This is a genomic window from Zhihengliuella halotolerans (assembly GCF_004217565.1).
Lineage (GTDB): Bacteria > Actinomycetota > Actinomycetes > Actinomycetales > Micrococcaceae > Zhihengliuella > Zhihengliuella halotolerans.
Genome location: NZ_SHLA01000001.1, coordinates 2,533,584 through 2,557,541 on the forward strand (window position 1 = coordinate 2,533,584; position 23,958 = coordinate 2,557,541).

The window sequence follows — 23,958 nt, forward strand, 5'->3', positions numbered from 1 at the left end:
CCCGCCGTTCACCGCCGAATGGAGCCCCGCATGCAAGCGAACCCCCTGCTGAGACTGGAGAAGATCTCCAAGTCCTTCGGCCACGTCCAAGTCATCCACGACGTCACGGTCGACGTCCACCCCGGCCGCGTCACCGTCCTCCTCGGCGAGAACGGCGCGGGCAAGTCGACGCTCATCAAGATGATCGCCGGTGTGCACGCCCCGAGCGGCGGCCGGATCCTCGTCGACGGCGCCGAGGTGCGCATCCCCGACACCAAGGCGTCCGAGGCCCTCGGCATCGCGACGATCCACCAGGAGCTCAACCTGGTGCCGTCGATGACGGTCGCGGAGAACATCACGCTCGGCCGCACGCCGCGCCGCTTCGGCGTCATCAACCGGCGCAGGATGCGCGCCATCGCCCGCGAGGCCCTCGCCACGATCGGCCTCGACGTTGACGTCGACACCCCCGTCGGCGACCTCGGCATCGCCCGCCAGCAACTCGTCGAGATCGCCAAGGCACTCTCCCTCGACGCGCGGATTCTGATCCTCGACGAGCCCACCGCGGCGCTGACCACCTCCGAGATCAAGGCGCTGTTCGACGTCGTCCGCGACCTCAAGGCCCGCGGTGTCGGCATGGTCTTCATCAGCCACCACCTCGACGAGATCGCCGAGATCGGCGACGACGTGAACGTCCTGCGCGACGGCGAATTCGTCGCCCGGGTCCCCGCCGACACGCACGAGGACGAGCTCATCCGCCTCATGGTGGGCCGCAGCATCGACAAGCAGTTCCCGCGCGAACCCTCCCCAGCACCGGCGGGCGCGCCCGTGCAGCTCGACGTCTCCGCGCTCGAGGCGCCGGGGCTCGGACCGATCAGCCTGCAGGTCCGGCCCGGCGAGGTCGTGGCCCTGGCCGGGCTCATGGGTGCCGGACGGACCGAGCTGCTGCGCTGCCTCGCCGGCGCCGACGCGTACACGTCCGGCCGGGTCGAGGTCCGCGGCGAACGGCTGGCACCGTACGACGTCGCCGCCGCCACCGCTGCCGGCGTCGGCCACGTGCCGGAGGACCGCAAGATGCAGGGGCTCGTGCTCGACGCCTCCGTCGCGGAGAACATCGGCTATGCGACCGTCCGCTCGACCTCGCGCTTCGGCCTCGTTGACCGCAAGGGCCAGCGCCGGCGCGCGAGCGCCGTCGCTGAGCGCCTGCGCATCCGCATGGATTCGATCGACCAGCCCATCCGCTCGCTCTCCGGCGGCAACCAGCAGAAGGCCGTGTTCGGCCGCTGGTTCACGGCGGGGTCGAAGGTCCTGCTCCTCGACGAGCCGACGCGCGGCGTCGACGTCGGGGCGAAGGTCGAGATCTACGAGTTGATCAACGAGATCACCGCCGACGGCGGCTGCGTGCTCATGGCCTCGTCCGACCTGCCCGAGGTCCTGGGCATGGCGGACCGGATCCTCGTCATGAGCCAGGGCCGGATCGCCGGCGAGCTGCCGGCCGAGTCGGCCACCCAGGATTCGATCATGCAATTGGCGGTCTCCAACGTGAACCGCGACGAAGAACCAGCCAACCCCCAAGGAGCGACCGCATGAGCGCCGCAACGACGCGCCGACGTCTCGATATCAAGTCCTTCCTCGCCAACAACGGCGCCCTCGTGGGCCTCGTCGTCCTGTGCCTGGCCCTGTGGGCGGCGACCCCGCGCTTCCTCACGGGACCGAACCTGCTCAATGTCGGCATCCAGGTCTCCACGATCGCGGTCATGGCCTTCGGGTTGACGTTCGTGATCGTCGCCGCCGGCATCGACCTCTCGGTCGGTTCCGTCGCGGCGCTGTCCGCGATGGTCTCCGCCTACTGGGTCGGCGATCTCGCCCTGCCCGGTGCCTGGAGCATCGTGGTCGGTCTCGCCGTCGGCGCCCTGTGCGGCCTCGTCACCGGCGTCATGAGCGCGTACGGGAAACTGCCCACCTTCATCGCCTCGCTGGCGATGCTGACGATCGTCCGCGGACTGACCCTGGTGATCTCCGACGGCCGCCCGATCCCGACCTCCGACTCGGTGGCGTTCCTCGGCTCCAGCCTCGGGCCCGTGCCGATGCCGATCGTCGTCATGGTCGTCACCGGCCTGATCGCGGCCTTCGTCCTGAACCGGACCGTCGTCGGCAAGAACGCGTTCGCCGTCGGTGGCAACATCGAGGCCGCCCGGCTCTCGGGCATCCCCGTCAAGCGCGTCCTCGTGACCGTGTTCGTCATCTCCGGGCTCTTCGCCGGCCTCGCGGGCATGCTGCTCGCCGGCCGCCTCGAGTCGGCCCAGCCGACCCTCGCCACCGGCTACGAGCTCGACGCGATCGCGGCCACCGTCATCGGCGGCGCGTCCCTCGCCGGCGGCGTCGGCCGTATCACCGGCACGCTCATCGGCGCCCTCGTGCTCGCCGTCATCCGCAACGGACTGAACCTGCTCTCCGTGTCCTCGTTCTGGCAGCAGGTCGTGATCGGCGTCGTGATCGCCCTCGCCGTCGGATTCGACGTCCTGCGCCGCAAGAACGTCCGCCACTGATCCACCCACCCCTTCCCACCACCGCAACGCAACGCCTACGCAAGGAGAACACCATGAAGAGCAACGTCGCTCCCCGGATCGCCGCGATCACCCTGAGCCTGGCGATGGCCGCCGGGCTATCCGCCTGCAACCGCGGCGAGGACCCCGCCGGCGAGCAGGTCACGCTGGCCGTGTCCACCCTGAACAACCCCTTCTTCGTCGACCTGCGCGACGGCGCCGAGGCCGAGGCCGCGGAGCTCGGCCTCGAGCTCTCGGTCGTCGACGCGCAGAACGACTCCGCCACCCAGGCCAACCAGCTGGCGACGGCCGCGACGGACGGCTCGGCCGGCGTCGTCATCAACGCCGTCGACTCGGCGGCGGCCGGCGCGGGCCTCGCGTCCGTGACCGGCGCCGAGATCCCCGTCGTCGCCGTCGACCGCGCCGTCGAAGGTGCGGAGGTGGCCTCGCTCGTGGCCAGCGACAACGTCGCCGGCGGCGAGCAGGCCGCGCAGGCCCTCGCCGAGGCGCTCGGCGGCGAAGGCAAGATCATCATCCTCGAAGGCGTGCCCGGCGCCTCGTCGACCAACGAGCGCGGCGAAGGCTTCGAGAAGGGCCTGGCCGAGTTCGACGGCATCGAGTCCGTGGCTTCGCAGACGGCGAAGTACGACCGCGCGACCGCCCTCGACGTCACGACCAACCTCCTGCAGAGCCACCCGGACGTCACGGGCGTGCTCGCCATGAACGACGAGATGGCCCTCGGCGCGATCCAGGCCCTGGGCTCGCGCGCCGGCGACGACGTCATGGTCGTCGGCTTCGACGGCACGGCGGACGGCTTCGCGGCCGTCGCCGACGGCACCCTGCACGCCACGATCGCGCAGAACCCCACCGAGCTCGGCCGCCAGTCGATCGAGGTCATGGTCAAGGTCCTCGCCGGCGAAGAGGTCGAGGCCCTGCAGAACGTCGCCGTCGACACCGTCACGGCCGACAACGTCGCCGACTTCACCGAATAAACCGGAAGCCCAGGAGAGAACCCATGAGCCAGCACCGAACCGTCACCATCATCGGGTCCAGCAACGCGGACCTCGCCGTCACCATGGACCGCCTGCCCGGCCCGGGCGAGACGGTGCTGGCCCACTCCTTCATCACGACCCCCGGCGGCAAGGGGGCCAACCAGGCCCTCGCGGCCCGCCTCGCCGGCGCCGAGACCGAGTTCATCGGTGCCGTCGGGCGCGACGCGAACGCCGACGTCGCCCTCGGCATGCTGGCCGAGGCCGGCGTGGAACTCTCCCGCGTGCGCCGCGTCGACGAGCCCACGGGCGTCGCGCTGATCTCCATCGACGCCGCCGCCGAGAACTCGATCGCTGTCGTGCCGGGCGCCAACGCGACCGTCACCGCGGACGTGGTGGCCGAGCTCGGCGAGGTGCGCGGCGTCGTCGTGCTCCAGGGCGAGATCCCGGCCGCCGCCGTCGAGCAGGCGGCCGCGGCGGCCGAGCGCGTGGTGCTGAATCTGGCGCCGGTCATCGCCGTGGACCTGGACGTGATCCGGGCAGCGGACCCGCTGGTCGTCAACGAGCACGAGGCCGCCCTGGTGCTCGAGCAGTTCGGCGGCGACGGCCCCGCCGCACCCGAGGACGCGGCCCGCGCGCTGCTCGGGCACGGGGTGCGCAGCGTGGTCATCACGCTCGGGGCGGCGGGCTCGCTCGTCGCAGAGCCGCACGACGACGGCGCGCGCCTGAGCCGCGTGGACGCGATCCGCGCCGAGGCCGTGGACACGACCGGGGCCGGCGACGCCTACACGGGCGCCCTGGCCGCGCGCCTGGCCGCCGGCGACGAGCTCATCGCGGCCGCCGGGTTCGCCGCGCGGTTCTCCGCAGCGTCGGTCGCCAAACCGGGCGCGCAGGCGTCCTACCCGCGCACGCTCGACGAGCTGCCCGGCGCCTGAGCCGCCCCGGCCGCACCCCGCACCACCGTCCGTGCTGCGGAGCTCTCCCGCTCCGCAGCACGCACCCAACGACCTCCCGAGGAGACCTCCCCGTTGCTCAAGACCGGCATCCTGAACCCAGACCTGCTTGATGGCCTCGCCCGGCTCGGCCACACCGACACGGTGGTCATCGCCGACTGCGGGCTTCCGCTGCCGGCCGGGGCGCGGGTCGTGGACCTGACTCTGGTGCGCGGGGTCCCGACGTTCGAGCAGGTGCTGCGGGCCGTGGGTGAGGCGATCGTCGTCGAGTCGGTGACGATCGCCGACGAGGCCCGCGGCACCGCGCCCGAGCGTCTGGTCGCCGAGGCGCTGTCCGATGCACCCGTGCAGAGCGTCTCCCACGAGCGGCTCAAGCAGCAGCTGCCGCACGCCAAACTGATCGTCCGCACGGGCGAGGCAACCCCGTACGCCAACGCGATCCTGCGCTGCGGCGTGGACTTCTAGCGGGGTCGGCTCGGCTGCGCCTTCGCACCGCCTCAGTCGGCGACGACGAGACCCACGTGGGCCGCGAGCGCCGGGGCGAGGTCCGCGAGCTGGAACGCGTCGATCGTGGCGCCCCGCAAGCCCGCCAGGCCGGAGATCGCCCGGAATCGCACGCCGCGCAGGTCCACGTCTTTGAGCTTCGCCCCGTCGAGCGTGAGCGTGTCGACGCGGCAGTCCGTGAAGGACACGCGGTCAAGCGAAGCGGCGCCGAGGTCGAGCTCGTCGAAGACCACATCGTGGAACGCGACGTCGCGCAGCTTCGCCTGGCGCAGGTTCACGAACCCGAGCTTGCCGCCGTCGAACCGGACCGAGCGCAGCGACGCCCCGTAGAGCTCCGCCGAGCCCAAGCGCGTCTGCGCGAGGCGCGTGTTGAACCACGAACTGTCCGGTGCGCGGAACACCGGGGCGTTGAGCTCGGTAAAGCGGCAGTCCCCGAAGCTCGCCCGGTTCAGATCGGCGTCGGAGAGGCCCACGCGGTGAAAGCTGCAGCCCGTGAAGACCGTGTCCTCCAGGTCGGCGCCGGCGGCAAGATCCTCGACGAACGCGGCGTCCTCCACGCGACCGTCGACGGGCAGAGCCGTGAGGTCCGCGTGGGCGGAGGGTGCGAGATCGGCAAACGAGGGCAGACGGGGGCTCTTCGGGTCGGTCATCCCACCACTGTAATGACCCGGAACCTCGAAATGCGTTCCGGACTCAGGCGACGAGCTCCAGCGCGGTGTCCAGGCTGCGCAGCGCCGCCGCGTTGTCCACGCGGGTCAGGGCCAGCGCCGAGGTGACCAGCGCGGTCACCGCTTCAGCCGTGCGCCGCAACTCGTCGGCGCCGGCGTCCGGCCGCCGCGCGGCAAGTCCCGACGCGAGCGCGCTGCGCAACTCCTCGCGATAGTCGGCAACGGCCGCGCCGACCGCGTGTTCTTGGGAGACGGGCGCGCCGGCCGCGTTCATGAGCAGGCACCCGTGCTGCGACGCGACCGTCTGCGCGTCCAGCAGCCCGGACCTGACCCCGCGCAGGTAGTCCACGACGGCGCCGGGGTCAACGGTTTCGCCCGTCATGGGCCGCAGGCGGGGCGTGACGACTTCGTCGAGGTAGCTGCGCACGGCGGCGTCGAAGAGCCCGCGCTTGCTCCCGAACGTGTTGTACAGGCTGGAGCGGCGCAGGCTGGTCGCGGCCTCGAGCTCCGGGATGGAGGCCTCCTCGTAGCCGCGGCGCCAGAAGACCTCGCGGGCGGCCCGGACGGCCACCTCGGTCTCGAACGTCTGCACTCGCCCCATACGGGCCTCCCGAACTTGATATTTGCGTAATGGTCGTTCCAGTATATATTAGAACGGTCAGTACAGAAATTTCCCCTTCGAGCCAAGGATCCCCATGATCATCGCCGGCCTCATCCTCGCCGCCCTCGCCGCCGCAGTCCACGTCTTCATCTTCTACCTCGAGTCCGTGGCCTGGACGTCGCCGCGCGCCCGGGCCGTCTTCGGCTCCGACGAGGAGTCCGCGATCGCCACGCGGGAGCTCGCCTTCAACCAGGGCTTCTACAACCTCTTCCTCGCGATCCTGGCCGTCGTTGGCATCATCGCCACCGCCACCGGTGCCGCCACGGTCGGAATGACCCTGCTCTTCGCGGGCCTCGGGTCGATGGCCGCCGCAGCCGCCGTGCTGGCGATCAGCTCGCCGGAGAAGCGCTCCGCGGCCGCCAAGCAGGGGCTCGTCCCGGCCGCGGCCGTCGTCGTACTGGCCCTCTCCTTCCTCTAAAAACCACAGCAGAAAGCAGCATCACCTTGACTGAGAACACCCACGCAACCAGCACCCAGGTCCAGCTCGTCTCCCGCCCCGACGGCTGGCCGACGGCGGAGGACTTCCGCACCGTCACCGTCCAGCTCGACGACCTCGGCGAGAACCAGGTGCGCGTCGCCAACGAGTTCATGTCCGTGGACCCCTACATGCGCGGGCGCATGTCCGACGCAAAGAGCTACATCCCGCCGTTCGTCCTCGGCGAGACCATGGACGGCGGCGCGGTCGGCCGCGTCGTCGCCTCCCGGTCCGCGGATCTGCCGGTCGGGACGCTGGTGCTGCACCAGCTCGGCTGGCGCGACGTCGCCCAGGCCGACGCCGGCGCGTTCCGTGCCGTGGCGGACCTGCCGGGCGCTTCGCCCTCGCTCTACCTGGGCATCCTGGGCATGACCGGACTGACCGCGTACGTGGGCCTGACCGAGATCGCCCACCTGGCGCCGGGCGAGACCGTGTTTGTTTCCGGCGCGGCGGGCGCCGTGGGCACCGCCGTCGGGCAGATCGCCCGCCTGCTAGGTGCGGGCCGGGTCATCGGTTCGGCCGGCTCGGACGAGAAGGTCGCGCTCCTGAAGGAGAAGTACGGGTTCGACGCCGCCCTGAACTACAAGACTGCACCGGTTCGCGAGCAGCTGGCCGAGCTGGCCCCGGGCGGAGTGGACGTGTTCTTCGACAACGTCGGCGGCGACCACCTCGAGGCCGCGATCGACGTCATGAACGACCACGGGCGCCTGGCGCTGTGCGGGGCGATCTCGCAGTACAACACCACCGATACGGCTGAGGGCCCGGACAACATGGTCAAGTTCATCAAGGGCAGCCTGTCGATGCGCGGCTTCACACTCGGGAACCACCTGGACAAGGCGGGCGAGTACAACGAGAAGATGAGCGAGTGGTTCGCCGACGGCGAGATTCAGTACGACGAGACCGTGGTCGACGGGATCGAGAACGCCGTCGACGCGTTCCTCGGGCTGATGCGCGGCGCCAACACGGGCAAGATGGTCGTGCGCACGTCCTAGTCAGATGGCGGGTCGATGTGGCGGAGATGACATGACAAGAATCGTCACGATCCATTGAAGCTTAAACCAATGCGTGGTGCACTGGATATATGGACACCACAGTTTCCCCCGCATCGACCGCCGCCCGACTGATCGTCCGGGTCGTCTTCGGCTTCCTCTTCCTGGCCCACGGCTGGCAGAAGTTCAACGAGTTCACGATCCCGGGCACCGTCGGCGCCTTCGCCGGAATGGGCGTCCCGGCCGCCGAAGTCGTCGCCCCCATCGTCGCGACGCTCGAGCTTGTCGGCGGTGCCTTGCTCATCGTCGGCCTGCTGACCCGCCCGGTCGCGATCCTGCTGACGATCAACATGGCCGTCGCCCTCGTCCTGGTGCACGCCCCGGCTGGCGTGTTCGTCGCCGACGGCGGCTACGAGCTGGTCCTCGCCCTCGGCGCGGCGACGCTCGCCCTGTTCCTGGTCGGCCCCGGCCGCATCTCGCTCGACGCCGCCCTCTTCGGCAAGCGTCAGGGCGTGCTCGCCAAGCTGGCCTGACACCCGCGCCTGCCGCCCCGTCCCCCGCGGCGCGGCACGCACCACCAGACACCGGTGCCCCGGACCCCTCGGTCCGGGGCACCTCTGCGTCCGGCCCCGCCCACCGGCCTCTCAGCTTCGGCTCGTAAACTGCTGGAGGCGGGTGCCCGAGCGCCCGCGCAGACCAGATCAGTTGCGGGAGGACGAACGAGTGCGTGCGAGAATCGCCGCGTGGATCGGCGCATGCTGCCTCGTCCTGGGCCTGCTGGGCATGCACGCCCTCGCCCAGCACGGGACCCACGCCGCGCAGCAGGCCCCGGCCGCGGTCTCGCACTCCACGCTCAGCCACCCCTCAGATCCCTCGGCCCACCTCCTCACCGGTGCCGCGCACGCGGAACCGGGCGCGGCGTCGTCGTCCTCCCATCCGGCGCCAGGCGCCGAGGGCTGCGCCGACTGCGCGCAGACCCACGCGACGACGGCGGCGGCCTGCCTGCTCGCCCTGCTCGCGGCCGCGCTGTGGCTGGCGCCGCCGCGAGTCTTCCGGCTGGCCGCGCCCTCTCGCCGGCGGCTGTCGACCTCCTTCTCCGTGTTTCGGTCCGCGACGCCCCGGCCTCCGGACCTAACCATGCTCTGCATCAGTCGGACGTGAATCGCGGCTTCGACCGCACACCTCACCGACCACTAGGAGTAGACATGAAGAAGACAAACCTGACCCGTTCCGCCGCCGTGCTCGCGATCGCCGCGCTCGGCCTCGCCGGATGCTCAACCCCGAACGACGACGCCGACACCGCGCCCGCCAGCCAGGCCCCCACCTCAGCGGGTGCCGAGCAGGGCGACGGCGAGCAGACCGGCGCCGCCAACGAGGCGGACGTCGAGTTCGCCACCGGGATGATCGTCCACCACCAGCAGGCGATCGAGATGTCTGGGATGGTCCTGGGCGCCGAGGGGCTGCGCGAGACCGCGCTGGGCCGCGAGACCGCCGAGCTGGCCGAGGAGATCAAGGCGGCCCAGGGCCCGGAGATCGGGCAGATGGAGAAGATGCTCGGGCAGTGGGGCGCGCATGACGCCCACCAGGGCATGGACCACGGGGACATGGGCATGATGAGCGAGGACGACCTCGAGGCCCTCCGCGAGGCCAGCGGCGATGAAGCGGCCCGGATGTTCCTCGAGCAGATGATCGTCCATCACGAGGGCGCCGTCGCCATGGCGCAGACCGTGATCGCCGAGGGGCAGGACGCCGAAGCGCGCGGGCTGGCTCAGGAGATCATCGACGCGCAGAACTCCGAGATCGCCAAGATGCGCAGCATGCTCGAGGGCTAAACGCCGAAGACCGGCAGCAGCCCGCCGAGGCTGACGAGCACGCCCACCACCGTTCCGGCCAACACCTGGCTGGGCGTGTGGTGGGCGATGCGCACCCGGCTCCAGCCGACGAGCGCGACCACGAGCACCGCGAGGTGCGGCCCGAGCGGCAGCGCGAGCAGGCAGTACAGTGCGGCGAACGCGGCGACGGCCGCATGGATCGAGAGCTTCCAGAAGAGATTGACGGCACCGACGATGAGCAGGCCGAGCAGGAAGAGGCCGACCTCACCGACGACGACGGCCGGAGCCCCCGTCACGGCGAGGATCCCGAGCCCGGTCAGGATCGAAACGAGCGTGATCAGCAGCAGCGGCCAGCGCTGCTCGCGCCGGGTGACGTGGATGTCGCTGACATGGCCGGACCAGCGCATCGCGACGAGCGCCACCCACGGGATGGCGATCGTGAAGGCGGTCGCCAGCAGCGCGGAAGACCACGTCGCCACCGGGTGGCGCAAGGGGATGCTCAGCAGCACCAGAGTGCCGATCAGTGCCGGAGAGAAGACGTGCGAGAGCAATGTCGCGATCACCGCCGCCCGGCTGCCGGGTGCACCGGACGCCGTCTGCTGCACGGGTTCGGGCTCGATGGTCGGCGTCGCGCTCATCCCCACAGCTTAGTCGCCGGTGTTGGCGCAGGGCCCGGTAGTGGTGCGGGGTCGGAAATGGTGCACGCCCCGCCCGGCACTTTCGCCCGTGGCCAAGCAACACCGAACTGGACAAGTTGCACGTCGCGGCGACCTCGTAGTGAAGCTCCCGCACAAGCCGGTAGTGCTCAGAGACTACGGACGACTCAGAGCTTGGACTGCGTCGGTTATGCTTACGCCCGGGTGTGACCGGCGATACTCTTTGACATCCGCTGGCGTGATTCCTTCTGGGAGCTTCGCTGCTCGACCGGCGTTTCCAAGAACAGAAGGGCCAGTAAATGCAATCACAACCGCAAGGACAGCTGGCGCCATCGCCAGAAACTTCTCCTCGCTCAGGAAGAGAAACACGCTAGCAATGACCAAGAGTACGATAATAGTGGCCTTGATTATCCCATTGCGCATTAGTTGAAACACTTCTCCCTAATCGAGGTGACCCCAATAAACTCGGCCGCCAGGACCCCAATCGATCCACCGAGGGCTGAGATCTTCTCGTAAGAAAATGATGCTCCCCACATGAGCTTCACCGTCTCTTTTACACCGCCGACGGCCTTCACGAGGCGCTTAATCTTCAGAAGCTTCGCCACCGGAATTGCGGTTGTCGCGATCACGGTTCCGATAGCAGCCGAACACCCCAAGACGCTCGCATACATGATCCCAACGGGAGCCGCTTCGCCGCCTGTCGCAGCAGACGGAACTCCTTCGACGTTGGTGCGCAGGTGCCCCTTGGCCCACTCCGCAGTAGCCACATCGCCTCGCAGAAGCACGTCGTCGGGAATGGACATGATGTACTCCAGACCCGCTTCAAAATCCTTGACTTGCTCGCTGCTGCCGTAGTCCTCTGACGATATCTGAATGTCGACTGGCATAGCAGCAGTCGCCGGCGCGGCAGTTAGCGCAAGGGAAGAAATGGCGACGGCCGACGCCAACGAACCAGCCAACACGGCCTTCTTAATCGGCTTTCGCCCGCCGACAGGTGGACCCCACTTCATACGTGACCCCCAAGCTTTCGTACGATGTACCAATTACCAACCCAACGTATCACGCGTTGACCCGGGGGCTCGCTCGAGGCGGATCGCTATAAGTCAACCCCTTTTAAGTGACCGCAAGTGGCAGTGTCTCGATATTGAGACTCGCTGTGACCACTCCTTGTTCAGACGGCGTCCACGCCGCACGCCGGCGCATCGTCCAGCAGCGGCACCATGAGCAGTCCCTGCGCTGGATTCGCCGTCGTCGCGCCCGGCGACGAGCTCGGGCCGCCGTTCCGACCGGCCGCCTTGCGGCTTCCGGTCGGAACGGCGGCTCCGGATCAACGGGACGGGTCCGGGATCTTCCCGTACTCGAGCGCGCCCCAGAAATCGCCCCGGACGTAGCGCTGCTCCGGCTCCGGATTGAAGTCCCAGTGCCGGACCTTGCCCTGCTGCAGCGACTCGGCCACGAGCCGGCGCGTCGCCTGGCTCCCCAGGATCCGCACCTCCAGATCAGCGAGATCGTAGCGGGACTCCAGCTCGGCTCGAAGCTGCGCGACGATCTCGGTATACGCGCGATCCGCGGCGCGGTTGGCCAGCTCGTCCGGGTCCTCGACGAGGTCGAAGAGCTGGTCGGGGTCTCCCGGGCAGATGACGTACTTGTACTGGCCCCGCACGATCGTCAGCTGCGGGCGGAGGGTGCCCTCGGCCAGGTACTCGATGACGATGTCGCGGTCCTGCGGACCCGCCTCGCCCTGCCGCTCCTTGCGGGCGGTCTCCAGCAGGGACACGCCGTCCGCCTCCGGATCCGGGGCGCCGGCGAGGTCCAGCAACGTCGGCATGAGGTCGAGCAGGCAGACCGGGTTTGCGAACCGACCGCGGGGTACCAGGGACTCGGGGCCGTCCATGATCAGCGGGACCCGCGAGGACTGCTCGTAGGGCGACATCTTGTACCAGAGGCCCTTCTCCCCCAGCATGTCTCCATGGTCGCTGGTGACGACGATAACGGTGTTGTCCGCCAGCCCCAGACGCTCGAGACGCTCGCGGATCATCCCGATCTGGTCGTCGATGTAGCTCACCGCCGCATAGTAGGAGCGCCGGGCGCGCCGGACCTCCTCGAGGCTGGGGTCGCGCTGGTCGAAACCGCTCATGGTCCGGAGGCGGTGCGAGTGCGGATCCTGGGCGAGTTCTGGCACGTCCGGGTGCGCGGGATCGGGGATCTCGACATCCGCGAACCGGTCCCAGTGCTCGCGCGGCGGCTCGTAGGGGTCGTGGGGGTGGATGAAGGACGTCACCATGAGGAATGGGCGCTCCACGCCGGCCGCCTGGTTGGCCCGGACACGGTCGTTGAGGTGGCGCAGTGTCCGGAACGAGACCTCGTCGTCGAAGTCCTGCTGCACGTTGGCAGTCGCGGCACCGGCCGTGAAGACGGCGTCCGCGTCGTGGTACCACTGCAGCCGCTCGTCCATGGGCCGCTTCCAGTCCGGGACCATGTCCAGGTCCGCCGGATACACATCCGTGGTCAGTCGTTCTTCGAACCCATGCTGCTGGTCGGGACCGATGAAGTGCATCCGGCCGATCAACGCGGTGTGATAGCCGAGGCGCCGCAGACGGTGGGCGAACGTCGGCACGGACGCTGCGAAGTCGTCTCCGTTGTCGTAGCAGCCGACGTCGGACGGCATCCGACCGGTCATCATCGACGCCCGGGACGGGGCGCAGAGCGGAGTGTTGCAGTAGGCGCGGTCGAAGACGGCGCCGTTCTCGGCGAGGCTGTCGATGTTGGGCGTCTTCGCCGCGGTGTCGCCGTAGGCCCCCAGGGCCTGCGCCGCCATCTGATCCGCCTGGATGACGACGATGTTTGGTGCTTGCATGTGTACTGCGCTACCTTTCGTTGATTCCGTGGAGAGGTTCTGAGATGAGTTCATGCTGTGGTCCCGATCGAGACGCCACTGCGGGCCCGACGGGGAGGGGATCTGGGGAGCCAGGGGCCTCCTCGTCCGCCGGTCATGAGCTGCTGCAGCTGCTCGCTGGAGGCGCTCCCTCCGAGCTAAAGCTGGTCGGCCTCCCCGGCGGGACTTTCCGGATGGGCAGCGAGGCGCCCGAGTCGTATCCGGGCGATGGCGAGGGCCCGGTCCGGACCGTCTCCGTCGCTCCTTTCGCACTCGCCGCCACCACCGTCACGGTGGCGGAGTTCGCGGCGTTCGTCCTGAGCACCGGATACCGGACGGAAGCCGAGGCGCACGGCGACTCCCTGGTCTTCGCGGGCCGCCTCACCCCCGAACTGCGCGCCGTCTCGCCGGCCGTCGAAGCGACCCCGTGGTGGATCCAAGTCGACGGTGCCTGCTGGCACCGTCCCGAGGGTCCCGGATCCACAGCAGCAGGGCGGTCCGACCACCCGGTCACACACGTTTCCTGGACCGACGCCGAGGCCTACGCAAAGTGGGTGGGCGGACGACTCCCGACCGAAACCGAGTGGGAGTACGCCGCCCGCGGCGGCCTGGATCAGCAGCCGTACCCCTGGGGATCGGACTTTGCGCCGGGCGGCAAACGGCGGATGAACACGTTCACGGGTGAATTCCCCGACGCGCCCACTGAACCGGTTGGAACCATGCCCGCCGGCTCCTTTCCGTCCAACGACTACGGACTGCACAACATGACCGGTAACGTGTGGGAGTGGACCGCGAGCTTGTTCGACCCCGAAAGCACGGAGAAGACGCTGCGCGGCGGTTCCTACATGTGCCACGCCTCGTACTGTAGGCGCTACCGCACGTCCGCCCGGATCGGTGCCACGACGGAGACCTCGCTGGGCCACACGGGTTTCCGGATCGCACTGAGCTCCGCGACCGCGTGACGGCGACCCGGCCGCAGGCGCCCTAGCCACCGGCCTCGTCCTTCGGCTGCTGCTCTCGGAACGCCGCGGGGATCTCGCCGGTCACGGGGTCCCAGCCGTCTGCCCATTCGCCGGTGTCGTAGCGGTAGCCGACGGGCTCACCGTCCTCATTGGTGCGCTGGTACCAATCGGTGTAGTCGTCGTGGGCCGAATCGACGTCCGCTCCCGCGCCCGCCCCCGGCTCGCTCTCAACGACCTGCAGGGCGAAATCGTCTCCGTACTGGTCGACGCCGCTCATGACCGCGTTGTTGACCGCCGTCTCGGCGTACTGGTGCCGCAGCGCGTAGGGGTCGGTCCGCAGTTCACGGAACCAGGCCACGACGATCATGATCATGACGAGGGCGAACGGAGCGGCCGTGACGATGACCAGCTGCTGCAGGCCAGCCAGCGCCGACGACTCCCCCAGGAGCAGCATCACGATCGCGATGCCTGACATCACCAGGCCCCAGAAGACCACGACCCAGCGGCGTGGCGTCGGGTTCCCCTGCGTGGTGAGCATGCCCATCACAACCGAGGCGGAGTCGGCCGAGGTGATGAAGAAGATCGCGAGCACCACGATGGCGACGGCGGGTACCCATTCCGCGTACGGGAGGTTGTCCACGATGGTGAAGAAGACCTGGGGCGGCGCCATGTCCGCCGAGAATCCCTCGCGCCCCTCCCGGTACATCCAAATGGCCGTTCCGCCCATGACGCCATAGGCGAGGAACAGGAAGGAGGACGGGATGAGGATCGTGCCCAGCACGAACTGGCGGATGGTCCGGCCACGGGAAATGCGGGCGATGAACGTGCCGACGAAAGGCGACCAGGAGATCCACCACGCCCAGTAGTAGACCGTCCAACCGGATTGGAAGGTCTCGGTCTCCGCCCCCCAGGACAACGAGCGCCCCATCATGTCGAACAGGGAACCCAGGTAGGACATCAGCGACGACGGGAGCAGGTTCAGGAGGAAGAGCGTCGGACCGAGGAACAGGACCAGCCCGACAATGCCCAGCGTCAGAACGATGTTGATGCTGGAGAGGTAGCGGATGCCCCGGGCCACTCCGGAGACTGCGGACACCACGAACCCCAAGGTGAGGACGAGGATGACGACGACGAGCATGTTATTCGTCAGCGGGCCCGCATCGGTGACTATGCTGACACCCGTTCCGATCTGCATGGCGGCGATGCCCAGCGCAGCGGCCGTACCGAACAGCGTGGCGATGATCGCGAAGATGTCGACGATCTGCCCGGCGAAGCCTTCGGTCTGCCGCTTGCCGAAGAGCGTGCGGAAGATGGAGGACATCAGGAGCGACCGGCCGCGCCGATACGCGGCGTAGGCGATGGCACCGCCCACCAGCGCGTACATCGCCCAAGCGTGGAAACCCCAGTGGAAATAGGTCTGGGCCATCGCACCGTGCATCGCTTCGATGCTCTCCGGCTCGCTGGTCAGCGGTGGTGGCGACAGGTAGTGGGACAGTGGTTCCGACGGTCCGAAGAAGAGGACACCGATGCCGATGCCGGCGGCGAAGAGCATGGCGACCCACGAAAATGTGCTGAACTCCGGCGTCTCACCATCCTTGCCGAGAGGGATCTTGCCGTAGGGTGACAGCGCCATCCCGATGAGCGCGACGAGCAGGACGATCGCAACGACATTGAAGAGCCAACCGAGGTTCGACGTCGTCCAGTCGAAAGCGCCTTGGGCGACTGAGGCGACGCTCGCGGAATCCACGACACCCCAGATAACGAAGGCGACGGTGAGGCTTCCGGCGGTCACGAAGATGGGCAGACTGAACCGGTATCGACGACGTTGTTCGTCGATGGAAATTCCCGGGACCAGCACAGGATGCGTATCGTGCGGATACTTCGGAAGCCGGTAATCCAATCGTCCGAGAGACTTTCCGGCACGACGACCAGCGCGCCTCGCCTCAGCTTCTATCTTTCGTCGAACAGAATCGCGTTTACTACCATTTTCGGGCATGACGAATTACCTTTCGCCCATGAGGGAAGAGTGATTGTTTTAAGCAGTCTGAAAACTGCTCACGAGGCAAGTCACACAGCGTGAAGATGCGACGAAGAGAAGCCCCGCCTCACGCAGCGCGGACCTCTATACAAGGAGAAGAAGAGCGGGAGTTAAGGCTCCCGGCCAGACCAGCCGATGGCCACGCCGTCCCAGGAATCGTTCGCATAGCCGACGGTCGCCAACGGGGCGGTACCGGTCGGGGGCGACTGGCGGTGCATGGCACGGGCAGGGGTCAGCTCTCCAAGTGCACGCGCAGATCGCGCTGGGACTGAGAATCTGACGCCTGACATATCAGTGATGTTAGACCCCGCGCAGTGGGGTGTCAACGAATTTCGCGAGCAACAGACGCTGGGCAAGCAGGCCATTGTTGACACCGCGCATTTCGCAACGATAAGGAAACATTCCCCCGACTATTGCCTCCGAGAATATCCTCGGCTGTCGTCATTTCCATTCCCCGCAACTGATGTCAGCGGGCCGATGTCAGGCGGCGTCCACGCCGCACGCCGGCGCATCGTCCAGCAGCTCGAGCAGATGGGTCGCGGGAGCCTCGGCGCGCTCCCGCCCGCTCCAGACCACCGAGACCGTCCACTCCGGCGTGCCCGCGGCCGGCAGCGGCAGCATCAGCAGACCCTGCGCCTGCGGCTTCGCCGCCACGTGCCGCGGCACCACCGCCACACCGAGCCGCCGCGCCACCAGATCCAGCAACGTGTGCACGTCGTTCACCGTGCAGCGCACCCGCCGGTGCACCCCGTTGAACCCGAACGCCGCGTCGTTCAGCTCGCGGATCGCCCACGATTCGCCGAAGTCCACGAAGTCCTGCTCGCCCAGGTCGGCCCATCGCACGCCACGCCCATCACGCGGCAGCGCGCCCTGGCCCGGCCCGGCCGGCAGCGACTTGGCGCCGGCCACGAGCGGGTGCCCGGGAGCCGCCAGGAAGACCAGCGGCTCGCGGCCCAGCTCGCGGTGGGCCAGGGAGCCGAACTGGCGGTTCGTCGCGACGAACGCGACGTCGAGGTCCCCGGCCCGCAGCATCGCGAGCAGGTCCTGGGTGCCCGCCTGCGCGAAGTGGGTTTCGACGGCAGGATGCCGCCGGTGGAACCGCTCGAGCAGCGGGTTGATGTCCACGATGCCGAGGCACTGCTCGGATCCGATCCGCAGCGTGCCGGACACGGCCCGGCTGGCCTGCACGACGGCGTCGCGCGCGCCCGCCGCCTGCTCCAGCATGGCGCGCGCGTACGGCAGCAGCGCCAGGCCGGCGTCGGTCGGCTCGACGCGGCGGGTCGTCCGCAAGAAGAGCTGCGTGCCGAGCTCCTCCTCCAGGCTCCGGATGGCCGCGGAGAAGCCCGACTGGGAGATGCGCGTCAGCTCCGCGGCGCGGGTGAAATGGCGCTCCTCGGCCAACGCGACGAGGTATTCCATCTGCCGCAGATCCATTGATCGCTCCAGCTTCTTGTTGTCAGTTCTGAGAACTGTTGGACTTCTGAATTAACCGTTCCTAGAGTGACACACGGCACGGTCATCCACCACCAAGGAGCCTCAATGCAGACCAGCACCACACTCCCGACCCGCACGATCGGCGGCCGCTCCGTCTCCGCGATCGGCCTGGGCGCCATGCCCATGTCGATCGAGGGCCGCCCCAGCGCCGAGCAGTCCATCGCGACGATCCACGCGGCCCTCGACGCCGGCGTCACCCTCATCGACACCGCCGACGCGTACCACCGCGACGCCGACGAGGTCGGCCACAACGAGGAGCTCATCGCCCGCGCCCTGCGCGAGTACGGCCCCGGGGCCGATGATGTCCTGGTCGCCACCAAAGGCGGCCACCTGCGCCCGGGCGACGGGTCGTGGACCAAGGACGGCCGTCCCGAATACCTCAAGGAGGCCGCCAAGGCCTCGGCGCAGCGACTCGGCGTCGAGGCGATCGGCCTCTACCAGTTCCACCGCCCCGACCCGGACGTACCTTACGAGGACTCCCTCGGCGCGATCCGCGACCTGCTGGACGAGGGCGTGATCGCCCTGGCCGGCATCTCCAACGCGAACATCGAGCAGATCGAGACCGCCAACGAGATCCTCGGCGGCCGCTTGGCCTCGGTGCAGAACCAGTTCAGCCCGCGTTTCCGCTCTTCCGAGGCGGAGCTGCGCCACTGCGCCGAGCAGGGCATCGCGTTCCTGCCGTGGAGCCCGCTCGGCGGCATTGCCAACGCCGGCGAGCTCGCCGCGAACCACGCCGCGTTCGGGGAGGTCGCTGCCGAACTCGGCGTCAGCGTCTATCAGGTCACGCTCGCGTGGGAGCTTGCGCTCGCGCCCGTCGTCGTCCCGATTCCCGGCGCTTCGCGAGCCGCCAGCGTCCAAGACTCGGTCCTGGCCGCAAACCTCACCCTGACCGACCGCCAGATCACCCGCCTCAGCGCGGCCTGAAACTCGAGGACCACATGAAAACCTTCCCCATGCCCGACGTCGCACTGCCCGCACCCAACGTGGTGCAGGGGCTCATGCGCATCCAGGACAAGTCCGACGACGAGGTCCGCACCATCGTGCGCACCGCCCGCGACGCCGGCATCACATTCTTCGACCACGCCGACGTCTACGGCACCCCGAAGCACGGGTGCGAGCGCCGGTTCGCCGAGGCAATGCAGTTGAGCGCCTCCGAGCGCGAGCAGTACACGATCCAGACCAAGGCCGGCATCAGGACCCCGGGGCCGTTCTTCGACTTCTCCTACGAGCACCTGACGAGTTCGGTCGAGGGGTCGCTGAAGGCGCTTGAGACCGACTACATCGACATCCTGCTGCTGCACCGCCCCGACGCCCTCGTGGAGCCCGAGGAGGTCGCCCGCGCGTTCGACGAGCTGCACGCCTCCGGAAAGGTGCGGGCGTTCGGCGTCTCCAACCACACGCCGGGCCAGATCGAGCTGCTGAAGAAGTTCGTCAAGCAGCCGATCGTCGCCAACCAGCTGCAGCTCTCCATCACGCACGCACCGATGATCGCCCAGGGCATCGCCGCGAACATGAGCGGGCTGGACCAGTCCGTCTCCCGCGATAGTGGAATCGTCGACTACTGCCGCCTGAACGACATCACGATCCAGGCGTGGTCGCCCTACCAGGCAGGATTCTTCGATGGGCCGTTCCTCGGCTCGGACAAGTACCCGGAGCTCAACGCCGTGATCGACCGCCTGGCGGAGAAGTACGACGTGCCACCCACGGCGATCGCGACCGCGTGGATCACCCGACACCCGGCGCAGATGCAGGTGGTCCTCGGGACGACGACGCCGGAGCGCATCACCGCGGCCGCGCAGGGCTCCGACATCCCGCTCACCCGCGCCGAGTGGTACGAGCTGGTCCGCGCGGCCGGGTACGTCGTCCCGTAACCGGCGAAACCGTACCCAAGCGGTTCCCCATAGTTACAGTTTCGCCTAAACTGTAACTATGGGGAACCCGGGAGGAACACTTTCGCTGCCCGTCACGCCTCTCGGCTACGAAGACCACACGTGGATCGCCGAGTCGGACGGGATGTCGTCACGCGCCGCCCTCGCCGCTGGTTCCGGACCCTACCGCTCGGCGGTCGTCCCGCCGATCTCACAGCTGTCCGTCCATCTGGACGGGAGCATGAGCGCCGATTCGGAAGAAGCCGTCGCGGCGTTGGCATCGTTCGACCGCTACGCGTCCTCGCGACTCGGAAGCCAGTCGACGACCCTGGGCCCCATGTCAGCGGTTCTCCTGCGCACCGAATCCACCTCCTCATCCCAGATCGAGAATCTCACGGTCGGCGCACGCCAACTGGCACTGGCGGAGCTCGACCAGTCCACCAGCGACAACGCTCGGGTCGTGGTCGCCAACGTGCGTGCCATGGAGGCGGCCCTACGCCTCGCGGACGCCCTCGATCTCAACGCGATCCTCACGATGCACGCCGAGCTGATGGCCGGCCAACGGGGTTGGGAAGTACATGCCGGACGTCTGCGAGAGCGGCTTGTCTGGGTGGGGCGTTCGGCTGTCAGCCCTCGCGGCGCCTCGTTCATCGCCCCGCAACCCGAACTCGTTCCCGCCGCTCTCGCCGACCTGACGGAGTTCATGCGCCGGGACGACCTCCCCGTTCTCGTGCAGACAGCCATCGCGCACGCGCAGTTCGAGACCATCCATCCCTTTGTCGACGGCAACGGCCGGACCGGCCGCGCCCTTGTCCACGCGCTGCTGCGCGCCAAGAACATCCTGACGCAGACCACCGCCCCGGTCTCCGCCGGGCTGCTCCGCCGCACCGAGTCCTACTTCGAGGCTCTGACCGCCTACAGATCGGGAGACGCGGCCCCCATCGTCGCCGAGTTCGCGGGGGCCGCCCGCTTCGCGGCGCGGACGGGTGAAGACCTCGTCGATTCGCTGGAAGACCAGCTCGACGCCGCCCGGCGCAGCATGTCGTCGCTGCGCCCGCAAGCTGCCGCGTGGAGGGTACTCCCGCATCTCGTAGCCCACCCGGTGATCAACGCGCACCTCGTCTCCCGCCTGCTCGGTACCTCCGGAACGACGGCGCAGCGCGCGCTCGCCCAGCTGACCGAGGCCGGCGTGCTCAGCGAGCGCAGCGGATTGAAACGCAATCGCGTCTGGCAGCACGGCGGGATCCTGGGCATCCTCGACACCTACGCCGCCGAGCTGACCCGGCGTTAGAAGCCGGCGAGCAGTTCCCGCGCCGCCGCGGCCGGATCCTCGGCCTCGGTCACGGCCCGCACGACGACGACGCGCTCGGCGCCGGCCTCGACCACCTGGGGCAGGCGCTGCGCGTCGATGCCGCCGATCGCGAACCACGGCTTCTTCGCGACCGCGGCCGCGTACCCGAGCAGGTCCAGCCCGACGGCGGCCCGCCCCGGTTTGGTCGGCGTCTCCCACACGGGCCCGACGCAGAAGTAGTCGATGCCGGGATCCTGGTTCGCCTCGTTGATCTGCGACAGCGAGCGCGTGCTGCGCCCGATGAGCACCTCCGGTCCGAGCAGGGCGCGCGCCTGACTGGTGGACAAGTCCCCCTGCCCCAGGTGCAGCACGTCGGCGCCGGTGAGCGCGGCGACATCGGCGCGGTCGTTAACAGAAAACATCATCCCCTGCTCGCGGGCCACGTCCGCCAGGACCATGACGCGCTCGATCTCCGCACCGGCCTCCATCCCCTTGTCCCGCAGCTGCACGATCCCGACGCCCCCGGCGTACGCGGCTGCCAGGAATTCACGCAAGTCACCACGCTCCTCCCGGGCGTTCGTGCAGACGTACAGCCGCGTGGCATCCAGCAGCTCGAGGCGCTCGGCGCGCGTCAGCGGCGTCGTCGTACCGGTGGCCCAGAGGGCCGCATCTGCTGTCACGGGTGCGTCTTCGGAGTGGGTCATGTGTCTACAATAGGGGCCAATCCGTGGGAGCCCGCACAGGGCTGAGAGGGCGCCGAGGCAGGTAGGCGCCGACCACCAGACCTGATGCGGATCATGCCGCCGTAGGGAGAGAACATGCCACGCGCGATCGTCGCCGGGGCCGGAATCATCGGCCTGGCCACCGCCTTCGAGCTGACCACCCGCGGCTGGGACGTGACCATCTGCGACCCCGCACCCGCCTCCGGCGCCAGCTACGCGGCCGCCGGCATGCTCGCGCCGGGCGCGGAGATGGCCTGGGGCCAGGTCCCGCTGCTCAGCATGATGACCGTCTCCGGCCGGATGTACCGCAGGTTCCTCGAGCGGCTCCTCGAGGACCGCCTGCCCGTCGGCGGCGTCCACGACATGTGCGTCGGCTACCTCCGGACCGGGACCGTCGTCGTCGGCGCCGACGCCGCGGACCGCACGGCACTCGAGGAACTCGTCGGGCTGCAGCGCGCCGCCGGCGTGCCCGTCGAGAAGGTCACGAGCCGGCAGCTGCGCGCGCTGGAACCCGCGCTGGCCCCCTCGATCGCCGGCGGCGTGCACCTGCCCGCGGACCACCAGATCGATCCGCGCCGGCTCACCACCGCGATGATGGAGCGCCTCGTCCTCGATCCGCGCGTCGAGTTCGTCCGCTCCCGCGTGACCGGGCTGACCGGATCCGCCGGGAGCACCACCGGCGTCGTGCTCGACGACGGCCGCCGCCTCGGCGCCGACCAGACCGTCGTCGCCACGGGCCTGGCCGCGACGGAACTGCTCGACCTGCCGCTGCGCCCGATCCACGGCGACATCCTCCGCCTGCGGCTGCCCGAGCGCAACCGCCCGCTCATCACCCGAATCGTGCGGGCGATCGTCAACGGGCGGCCGGTCTACGCGGTCCCGCGCGACGACGGGACGGTGGTGCTCGGTGCGACGAGCCGCGAGGACTCCGAGCCCGGCGTCAGCACCGAGGGCGTGCACGCGCTGCTCGAATCCGCCCGCCGCATCCTGCCCGGGGTGCTCGACTCGACCCTGCTCGAGACCACCGCCCGCGCACGCCCCGGCACCCCGGACGACATCCCGCTCATCGGCCGCCTGGACCCCGGCCTGGTGGTCTCCACCGGATACTCGCGCCACGGCGTCCTGCTCACACCTTTCGGCGCCCGCCTCACCGCCAAGATCGTCGCGGAGCCGGCCCCGCAGCCCGACCCGAACGACCCCAACGACACGGCGGCGCTGTTCGCCTCGGTCCACCCGGACCGGTTCGCCTCCCCCGCCCCGAACGACCCGGTCGGCACCGCCGGCCCCGCACACCCCAGGAGCGACGCATGACCCACCCAGCCCAGGCGACCGACGTCGCCTTCACCCTCAACGGCGCTGAGCGCATCGTGCGCGGCGAGACCAGCCTGCGCGACGTCGTCGTGCAGGAGACCGGCAAGTCCATCGGCGACGACGGGCGCCTGGCCGACGGCCGGGGCACCGGGGTCGCTGCGGCGCTGGACGGCGAGGTCGTCCCGCGCTCCGCGTGGGCGGCGACGCCGATCGCGGCGGGCGCCGTCGTCGAACTCGTGACCGCAACACAGGGAGGCTGACATGGAGCAGGACAAGCTGATCATCGACGGGGTCGAGCTGACCAGCCGGCTCATCATGGGCACGGGCGGCGCGACGAGCCTGGCCACCCTAGAAGAGGCGCTGATCTCCTCCGGCACCGAGGTCACCACCGTGGCCATGCGCCGCTACTCGGCGGAGACGGGCTCGAGCGTGTTCGCAATGCTCGAGCGCCTCGGCGTGCGCCCGCTGCCGAACACGGCCGGCTGCTACACGGCGCGCGACGCCGTGCTGACGGCGAAGATGGCGCGCGAGGCGCTCGAGACGGACTGGGTCAAGCTGGAGGTCATCGCCGACGAAGACACGCTGCTGCCCGAGCCGACCGAGACCGTCGACGCCGCCGAGACCCTGGTCGCGGACGGGTTCAAGGTCTTCGCCTACACGAACGACGACCCGGTAACCGCCAAGCGGCTCGAGGACGTCGGCGTGAGTGCCGTGATGCCGGCCGGCGCACCGATCGGAACCGGCCTCGGCGTGCTGAACCCGTTCAACATCGAGACGATCGTCTCCCGCGCGAACGTGCCGATCATCCTCGACGCGGGCGTCGGCACGGCCTCGGACGCGACGCTTGCGATGGAGCTCGGCTGCGAGGCGGTGCTGCTCGCGAGCGCCGTGACGCGCGCGCACGACGCCGTCGCGATGGGCCGGGCGATGAAGCTCGCCGTCGAGGCGGGCCGCCTGGCGCGCGGGGCGGGCCGGATCCCGAAGCGCTCGCTGGCGCACGCGTCGAGCCCGCAGGAGGGCATGATCGCGATGGCGGGCGCGCTGTTCCAATAGATGGTTCTCCCACTCCCGACTCGTCATCTACATTGCGGTCCACCGCGACGTCAGTCCACAGCCGTGCCTTCCTCACAGCTGCCTTGAGGCGACCG

The 23,958-nt window shown here is 69.2% G+C and carries 25 protein-coding genes; 17 read left to right on the forward strand and 8 right to left on the reverse strand.

Annotated elements, in window-relative coordinates; translation table 11 throughout:
• Positions 1 to 30 precede the first annotated feature (30 nt).
• The 5 genes from EV380_RS11470 to rbsD all read left to right on the forward strand — a co-directional run bounded on the left by EV380_RS11470 (position 31) and on the right by rbsD (position 4,929).
• Complete coding sequence (locus tag EV380_RS11470) at positions 31 to 1,566, forward strand: sugar ABC transporter ATP-binding protein (protein ID WP_130451250.1); 1,536 nt, start codon at positions 31 to 33, stop codon at positions 1,564 to 1,566.
• A complete protein-coding gene (locus EV380_RS11475; protein WP_102159454.1) occupies positions 1,563 to 2,525 on the forward strand; it encodes an ABC transporter permease in 963 nt (320 codons plus the stop codon). The genes EV380_RS11470 and EV380_RS11475 overlap by 4 nt, the downstream gene beginning before the upstream one ends.
• Positions 2,526 to 2,578: 53 nt before the next feature.
• Entirely contained in the window at positions 2,579 to 3,514 is a 936-nt protein-coding gene (locus tag EV380_RS11480; protein WP_130451251.1) for a substrate-binding domain-containing protein, read from the forward strand.
• A gap of 23 nt (positions 3,515 to 3,537) precedes the next feature.
• The gene (locus EV380_RS11485) at positions 3,538 to 4,446 is read left to right on the forward strand and encodes a ribokinase (RefSeq protein WP_130451252.1); all 909 of its coding nucleotides are present in this window, start codon (positions 3,538 to 3,540) and stop codon (positions 4,444 to 4,446) included.
• A gap of 93 nt (positions 4,447 to 4,539) precedes the next feature.
• Positions 4,540 to 4,929: a D-ribose pyranase gene (gene rbsD / locus EV380_RS11490; protein ID WP_130451253.1), complete on the forward strand. Its 390-nt coding sequence runs from the start codon at positions 4,540 to 4,542 to the stop codon at positions 4,927 to 4,929.
• 32 nt (positions 4,930 to 4,961) lie between these two features.
• On the opposite strand, the gene EV380_RS11495 is transcribed toward rbsD, so the two are convergent.
• Both EV380_RS11495 and EV380_RS11500 read right to left on the reverse strand, forming a co-directional pair.
• Positions 4,962 to 5,618, reverse strand: coding sequence for a pentapeptide repeat-containing protein (locus EV380_RS11495; RefSeq protein WP_130451254.1), 657 nt, complete (start codon positions 5,616 to 5,618; stop codon positions 4,962 to 4,964).
• 43 nt (positions 5,619 to 5,661) lie between these two features.
• Positions 5,662 to 6,237 carry a TetR/AcrR family transcriptional regulator gene (locus tag EV380_RS11500; protein WP_130451255.1) on the reverse strand — a complete coding sequence of 192 codons (576 nt, stop codon included), beginning with the start codon at positions 6,235 to 6,237 and terminating at the stop codon, positions 5,662 to 5,664.
• A gap of 94 nt (positions 6,238 to 6,331) precedes the next feature.
• On the opposite strand from EV380_RS11500, the gene EV380_RS11505 reads away from it, so the two are divergent.
• The 5 genes from EV380_RS11505 (at position 6,332) to EV380_RS11525 (ending at position 9,593) form a co-directional block, all read left to right on the forward strand.
• Positions 6,332 to 6,715: a DUF1304 domain-containing protein gene (locus EV380_RS11505; protein ID WP_130451256.1), complete on the forward strand. Its 384-nt coding sequence runs from the start codon at positions 6,332 to 6,334 to the stop codon at positions 6,713 to 6,715.
• 26 nt (positions 6,716 to 6,741) lie between these two features.
• Positions 6,742 to 7,764: an NADP-dependent oxidoreductase gene (locus EV380_RS11510; RefSeq protein WP_130451257.1), complete on the forward strand. Its 1,023-nt coding sequence runs from the start codon at positions 6,742 to 6,744 to the stop codon at positions 7,762 to 7,764.
• 89 nt (positions 7,765 to 7,853) lie between these two features.
• The gene (locus EV380_RS11515) at positions 7,854 to 8,294 is read left to right on the forward strand and encodes a DoxX family protein (RefSeq protein WP_130451258.1); all 441 of its coding nucleotides are present in this window, start codon (positions 7,854 to 7,856) and stop codon (positions 8,292 to 8,294) included.
• A gap of 190 nt (positions 8,295 to 8,484) precedes the next feature.
• Positions 8,485 to 8,922, forward strand: coding sequence for a DUF6153 family protein (locus EV380_RS11520; RefSeq protein ID WP_130451259.1), 438 nt, complete (start codon positions 8,485 to 8,487; stop codon positions 8,920 to 8,922).
• 44 nt (positions 8,923 to 8,966) lie between these two features.
• Positions 8,967 to 9,593 carry a DUF305 domain-containing protein gene (locus tag EV380_RS11525; protein ID WP_130451260.1) on the forward strand — a complete coding sequence of 209 codons (627 nt, stop codon included), beginning with the start codon at positions 8,967 to 8,969 and terminating at the stop codon, positions 9,591 to 9,593.
• Here EV380_RS11525 and EV380_RS11530 read toward each other — a convergent pair.
• The 3 genes from EV380_RS11530 to betC form a co-directional block, all read right to left on the reverse strand.
• Complete coding sequence (locus EV380_RS11530; protein ID WP_130451261.1) at positions 9,590 to 10,231, reverse strand: phosphatase PAP2 family protein; 642 nt, start codon at positions 10,229 to 10,231, stop codon at positions 9,590 to 9,592. The two genes, EV380_RS11525 and EV380_RS11530, sit on opposite strands and share 4 nt — an antisense overlap.
• A gap of 440 nt (positions 10,232 to 10,671) precedes the next feature.
• Entirely contained in the window at positions 10,672 to 11,136 is a 465-nt protein-coding gene (locus EV380_RS11535) for a hypothetical protein (protein ID WP_130451262.1), read from the reverse strand.
• Between the two features lie 440 nt (positions 11,137 to 11,576).
• The gene (betC, locus tag EV380_RS11540) at positions 11,577 to 13,106 is read right to left on the reverse strand and encodes a choline-sulfatase (RefSeq protein ID WP_130451263.1); all 1,530 of its coding nucleotides are present in this window, start codon (positions 13,104 to 13,106) and stop codon (positions 11,577 to 11,579) included.
• A 44-nt stretch (positions 13,107 to 13,150) separates the two neighbouring features.
• Here betC and EV380_RS11545 point away from each other — a divergent pair, with 44 nt between their 5' ends.
• On the forward strand, positions 13,151 to 14,086 hold the full coding sequence (locus tag EV380_RS11545; protein ID WP_130451264.1) for a formylglycine-generating enzyme family protein: 936 nt from the start codon (positions 13,151 to 13,153) through the stop codon (positions 14,084 to 14,086).
• A 22-nt stretch (positions 14,087 to 14,108) separates the two neighbouring features.
• Here EV380_RS11545 and EV380_RS11550 read toward each other — a convergent pair whose 3' ends face one another.
• Both EV380_RS11550 and EV380_RS11555 read right to left on the reverse strand, forming a co-directional pair.
• Positions 14,109 to 16,082 carry a BCCT family transporter gene (locus EV380_RS11550; protein WP_130451265.1) on the reverse strand — a complete coding sequence of 658 codons (1,974 nt, stop codon included), beginning with the start codon at positions 16,080 to 16,082 and terminating at the stop codon, positions 14,109 to 14,111.
• A gap of 522 nt (positions 16,083 to 16,604) precedes the next feature.
• Positions 16,605 to 17,558: a LysR family transcriptional regulator gene (locus tag EV380_RS11555; RefSeq protein WP_242607598.1), complete on the reverse strand. Its 954-nt coding sequence runs from the start codon at positions 17,556 to 17,558 to the stop codon at positions 16,605 to 16,607.
• 105 nt (positions 17,559 to 17,663) lie between these two features.
• Here EV380_RS11555 and EV380_RS11560 point away from each other — a divergent pair, with 105 nt between their 5' ends.
• From EV380_RS11560 to EV380_RS11570, 3 genes are read left to right on the forward strand one after another with little or no spacing between them, the layout of a single operon-like run.
• Entirely contained in the window at positions 17,664 to 18,542 is an 879-nt protein-coding gene (locus EV380_RS11560; protein WP_130451266.1) for an aldo/keto reductase, read from the forward strand.
• 14 nt (positions 18,543 to 18,556) lie between these two features.
• Positions 18,557 to 19,489 (forward strand): aldo/keto reductase, encoded by a 933-nt coding sequence (locus tag EV380_RS11565; RefSeq protein WP_130451267.1) that lies wholly within the window; start codon positions 18,557 to 18,559, stop codon positions 19,487 to 19,489.
• 58 nt (positions 19,490 to 19,547) lie between these two features.
• Positions 19,548 to 20,777 carry a Fic family protein gene (locus EV380_RS11570; RefSeq protein ID WP_130451268.1) on the forward strand — a complete coding sequence of 410 codons (1,230 nt, stop codon included), beginning with the start codon at positions 19,548 to 19,550 and terminating at the stop codon, positions 20,775 to 20,777.
• On the opposite strand, the gene thiE is transcribed toward EV380_RS11570, so the two are convergent.
• Positions 20,774 to 21,481, reverse strand: coding sequence for a thiamine phosphate synthase (gene thiE, locus EV380_RS11575; RefSeq protein WP_130451269.1), 708 nt, complete (start codon positions 21,479 to 21,481; stop codon positions 20,774 to 20,776). The two genes, EV380_RS11570 and thiE, sit on opposite strands and share 4 nt — an antisense overlap.
• 114 nt (positions 21,482 to 21,595) lie before the next feature.
• Between thiE and thiO the strand changes: the two genes are divergently transcribed.
• From thiO to EV380_RS11590, 3 genes are read left to right on the forward strand one after another with little or no spacing between them, the layout of a single operon-like run.
• Positions 21,596 to 22,810 carry a glycine oxidase ThiO gene (gene thiO / locus EV380_RS11580; RefSeq protein WP_130451270.1) on the forward strand — a complete coding sequence of 405 codons (1,215 nt, stop codon included), beginning with the start codon at positions 21,596 to 21,598 and terminating at the stop codon, positions 22,808 to 22,810.
• The gene (gene thiS, locus EV380_RS11585; protein ID WP_130451271.1) at positions 22,807 to 23,070 is read left to right on the forward strand and encodes a sulfur carrier protein ThiS; all 264 of its coding nucleotides are present in this window, start codon (positions 22,807 to 22,809) and stop codon (positions 23,068 to 23,070) included. Before thiO ends, thiS begins: the two co-directional genes overlap by 4 nt.
• A 1-nt stretch (position 23,071) precedes the next feature.
• On the forward strand, positions 23,072 to 23,863 hold the full coding sequence (locus tag EV380_RS11590; RefSeq protein WP_130451272.1) for a thiazole synthase: 792 nt from the start codon (positions 23,072 to 23,074) through the stop codon (positions 23,861 to 23,863).
• Positions 23,864 to 23,958 lie beyond the last annotated feature (95 nt).

Coding starts and splice junctions, on each gene's coding strand:
- EV380_RS11495 (WP_130451254.1), bottom strand. CDS start 5,618: ATGACCGACCCGAAGAGCCCCCGTCTGCCCTCGTTTGCCGATCTCGCA.
- EV380_RS11505 (WP_130451256.1), top strand. CDS start 6,332: ATGATCATCGCCGGCCTCATCCTCGCCGCCCTCGCCGCCGCAGTCCAC.
- EV380_RS11530 (WP_130451261.1), bottom strand. CDS start 10,231: ATGAGCGCGACGCCGACCATCGAGCCCGAACCCGTGCAGCAGACGGCG.
- EV380_RS11550 (WP_130451265.1), bottom strand. CDS start 16,082: ATGCCCGAAAATGGTAGTAAACGCGATTCTGTTCGACGAAAGATAGAA.
- EV380_RS11500 (WP_130451255.1), bottom strand. CDS start 6,237: ATGGGGCGAGTGCAGACGTTCGAGACCGAGGTGGCCGTCCGGGCCGCC.
- EV380_RS11535 (WP_130451262.1), bottom strand. CDS start 11,136: ATGCCAGTCGACATTCAGATATCGTCAGAGGACTACGGCAGCAGCGAG.
- EV380_RS11565 (WP_130451267.1), top strand. CDS start 18,557: ATGAAAACCTTCCCCATGCCCGACGTCGCACTGCCCGCACCCAACGTG.
- thiO (WP_130451270.1), top strand. CDS start 21,596: ATGCCACGCGCGATCGTCGCCGGGGCCGGAATCATCGGCCTGGCCACC.
- EV380_RS11480 (WP_130451251.1), top strand. CDS start 2,579: ATGAAGAGCAACGTCGCTCCCCGGATCGCCGCGATCACCCTGAGCCTG.
- thiS (WP_130451271.1), top strand. CDS start 22,807: ATGACCCACCCAGCCCAGGCGACCGACGTCGCCTTCACCCTCAACGGC.
- EV380_RS11560 (WP_130451266.1), top strand. CDS start 17,664: ATGCAGACCAGCACCACACTCCCGACCCGCACGATCGGCGGCCGCTCC.
- EV380_RS11525 (WP_130451260.1), top strand. CDS start 8,967: ATGAAGAAGACAAACCTGACCCGTTCCGCCGCCGTGCTCGCGATCGCC.
- thiE (WP_130451269.1), bottom strand. CDS start 21,481: ATGACCCACTCCGAAGACGCACCCGTGACAGCAGATGCGGCCCTCTGG.
- EV380_RS11485 (WP_130451252.1), top strand. CDS start 3,538: ATGAGCCAGCACCGAACCGTCACCATCATCGGGTCCAGCAACGCGGAC.
- betC (WP_130451263.1), bottom strand. CDS start 13,106: ATGCAAGCACCAAACATCGTCGTCATCCAGGCGGATCAGATGGCGGCG.
- EV380_RS11515 (WP_130451258.1), top strand. CDS start 7,854: ATGGACACCACAGTTTCCCCCGCATCGACCGCCGCCCGACTGATCGTC.
- EV380_RS11475 (WP_102159454.1), top strand. CDS start 1,563: ATGAGCGCCGCAACGACGCGCCGACGTCTCGATATCAAGTCCTTCCTC.
- EV380_RS11555 (WP_242607598.1), bottom strand. CDS start 17,558: ATGGATCTGCGGCAGATGGAATACCTCGTCGCGTTGGCCGAGGAGCGC.
- EV380_RS11470 (WP_130451250.1), top strand. CDS start 31: ATGCAAGCGAACCCCCTGCTGAGACTGGAGAAGATCTCCAAGTCCTTC.
- EV380_RS11545 (WP_130451264.1), top strand. CDS start 13,151: ATGAGTTCATGCTGTGGTCCCGATCGAGACGCCACTGCGGGCCCGACG.
- EV380_RS11590 (WP_130451272.1), top strand. CDS start 23,072: ATGGAGCAGGACAAGCTGATCATCGACGGGGTCGAGCTGACCAGCCGG.
- EV380_RS11570 (WP_130451268.1), top strand. CDS start 19,548: ATGGGGAACCCGGGAGGAACACTTTCGCTGCCCGTCACGCCTCTCGGC.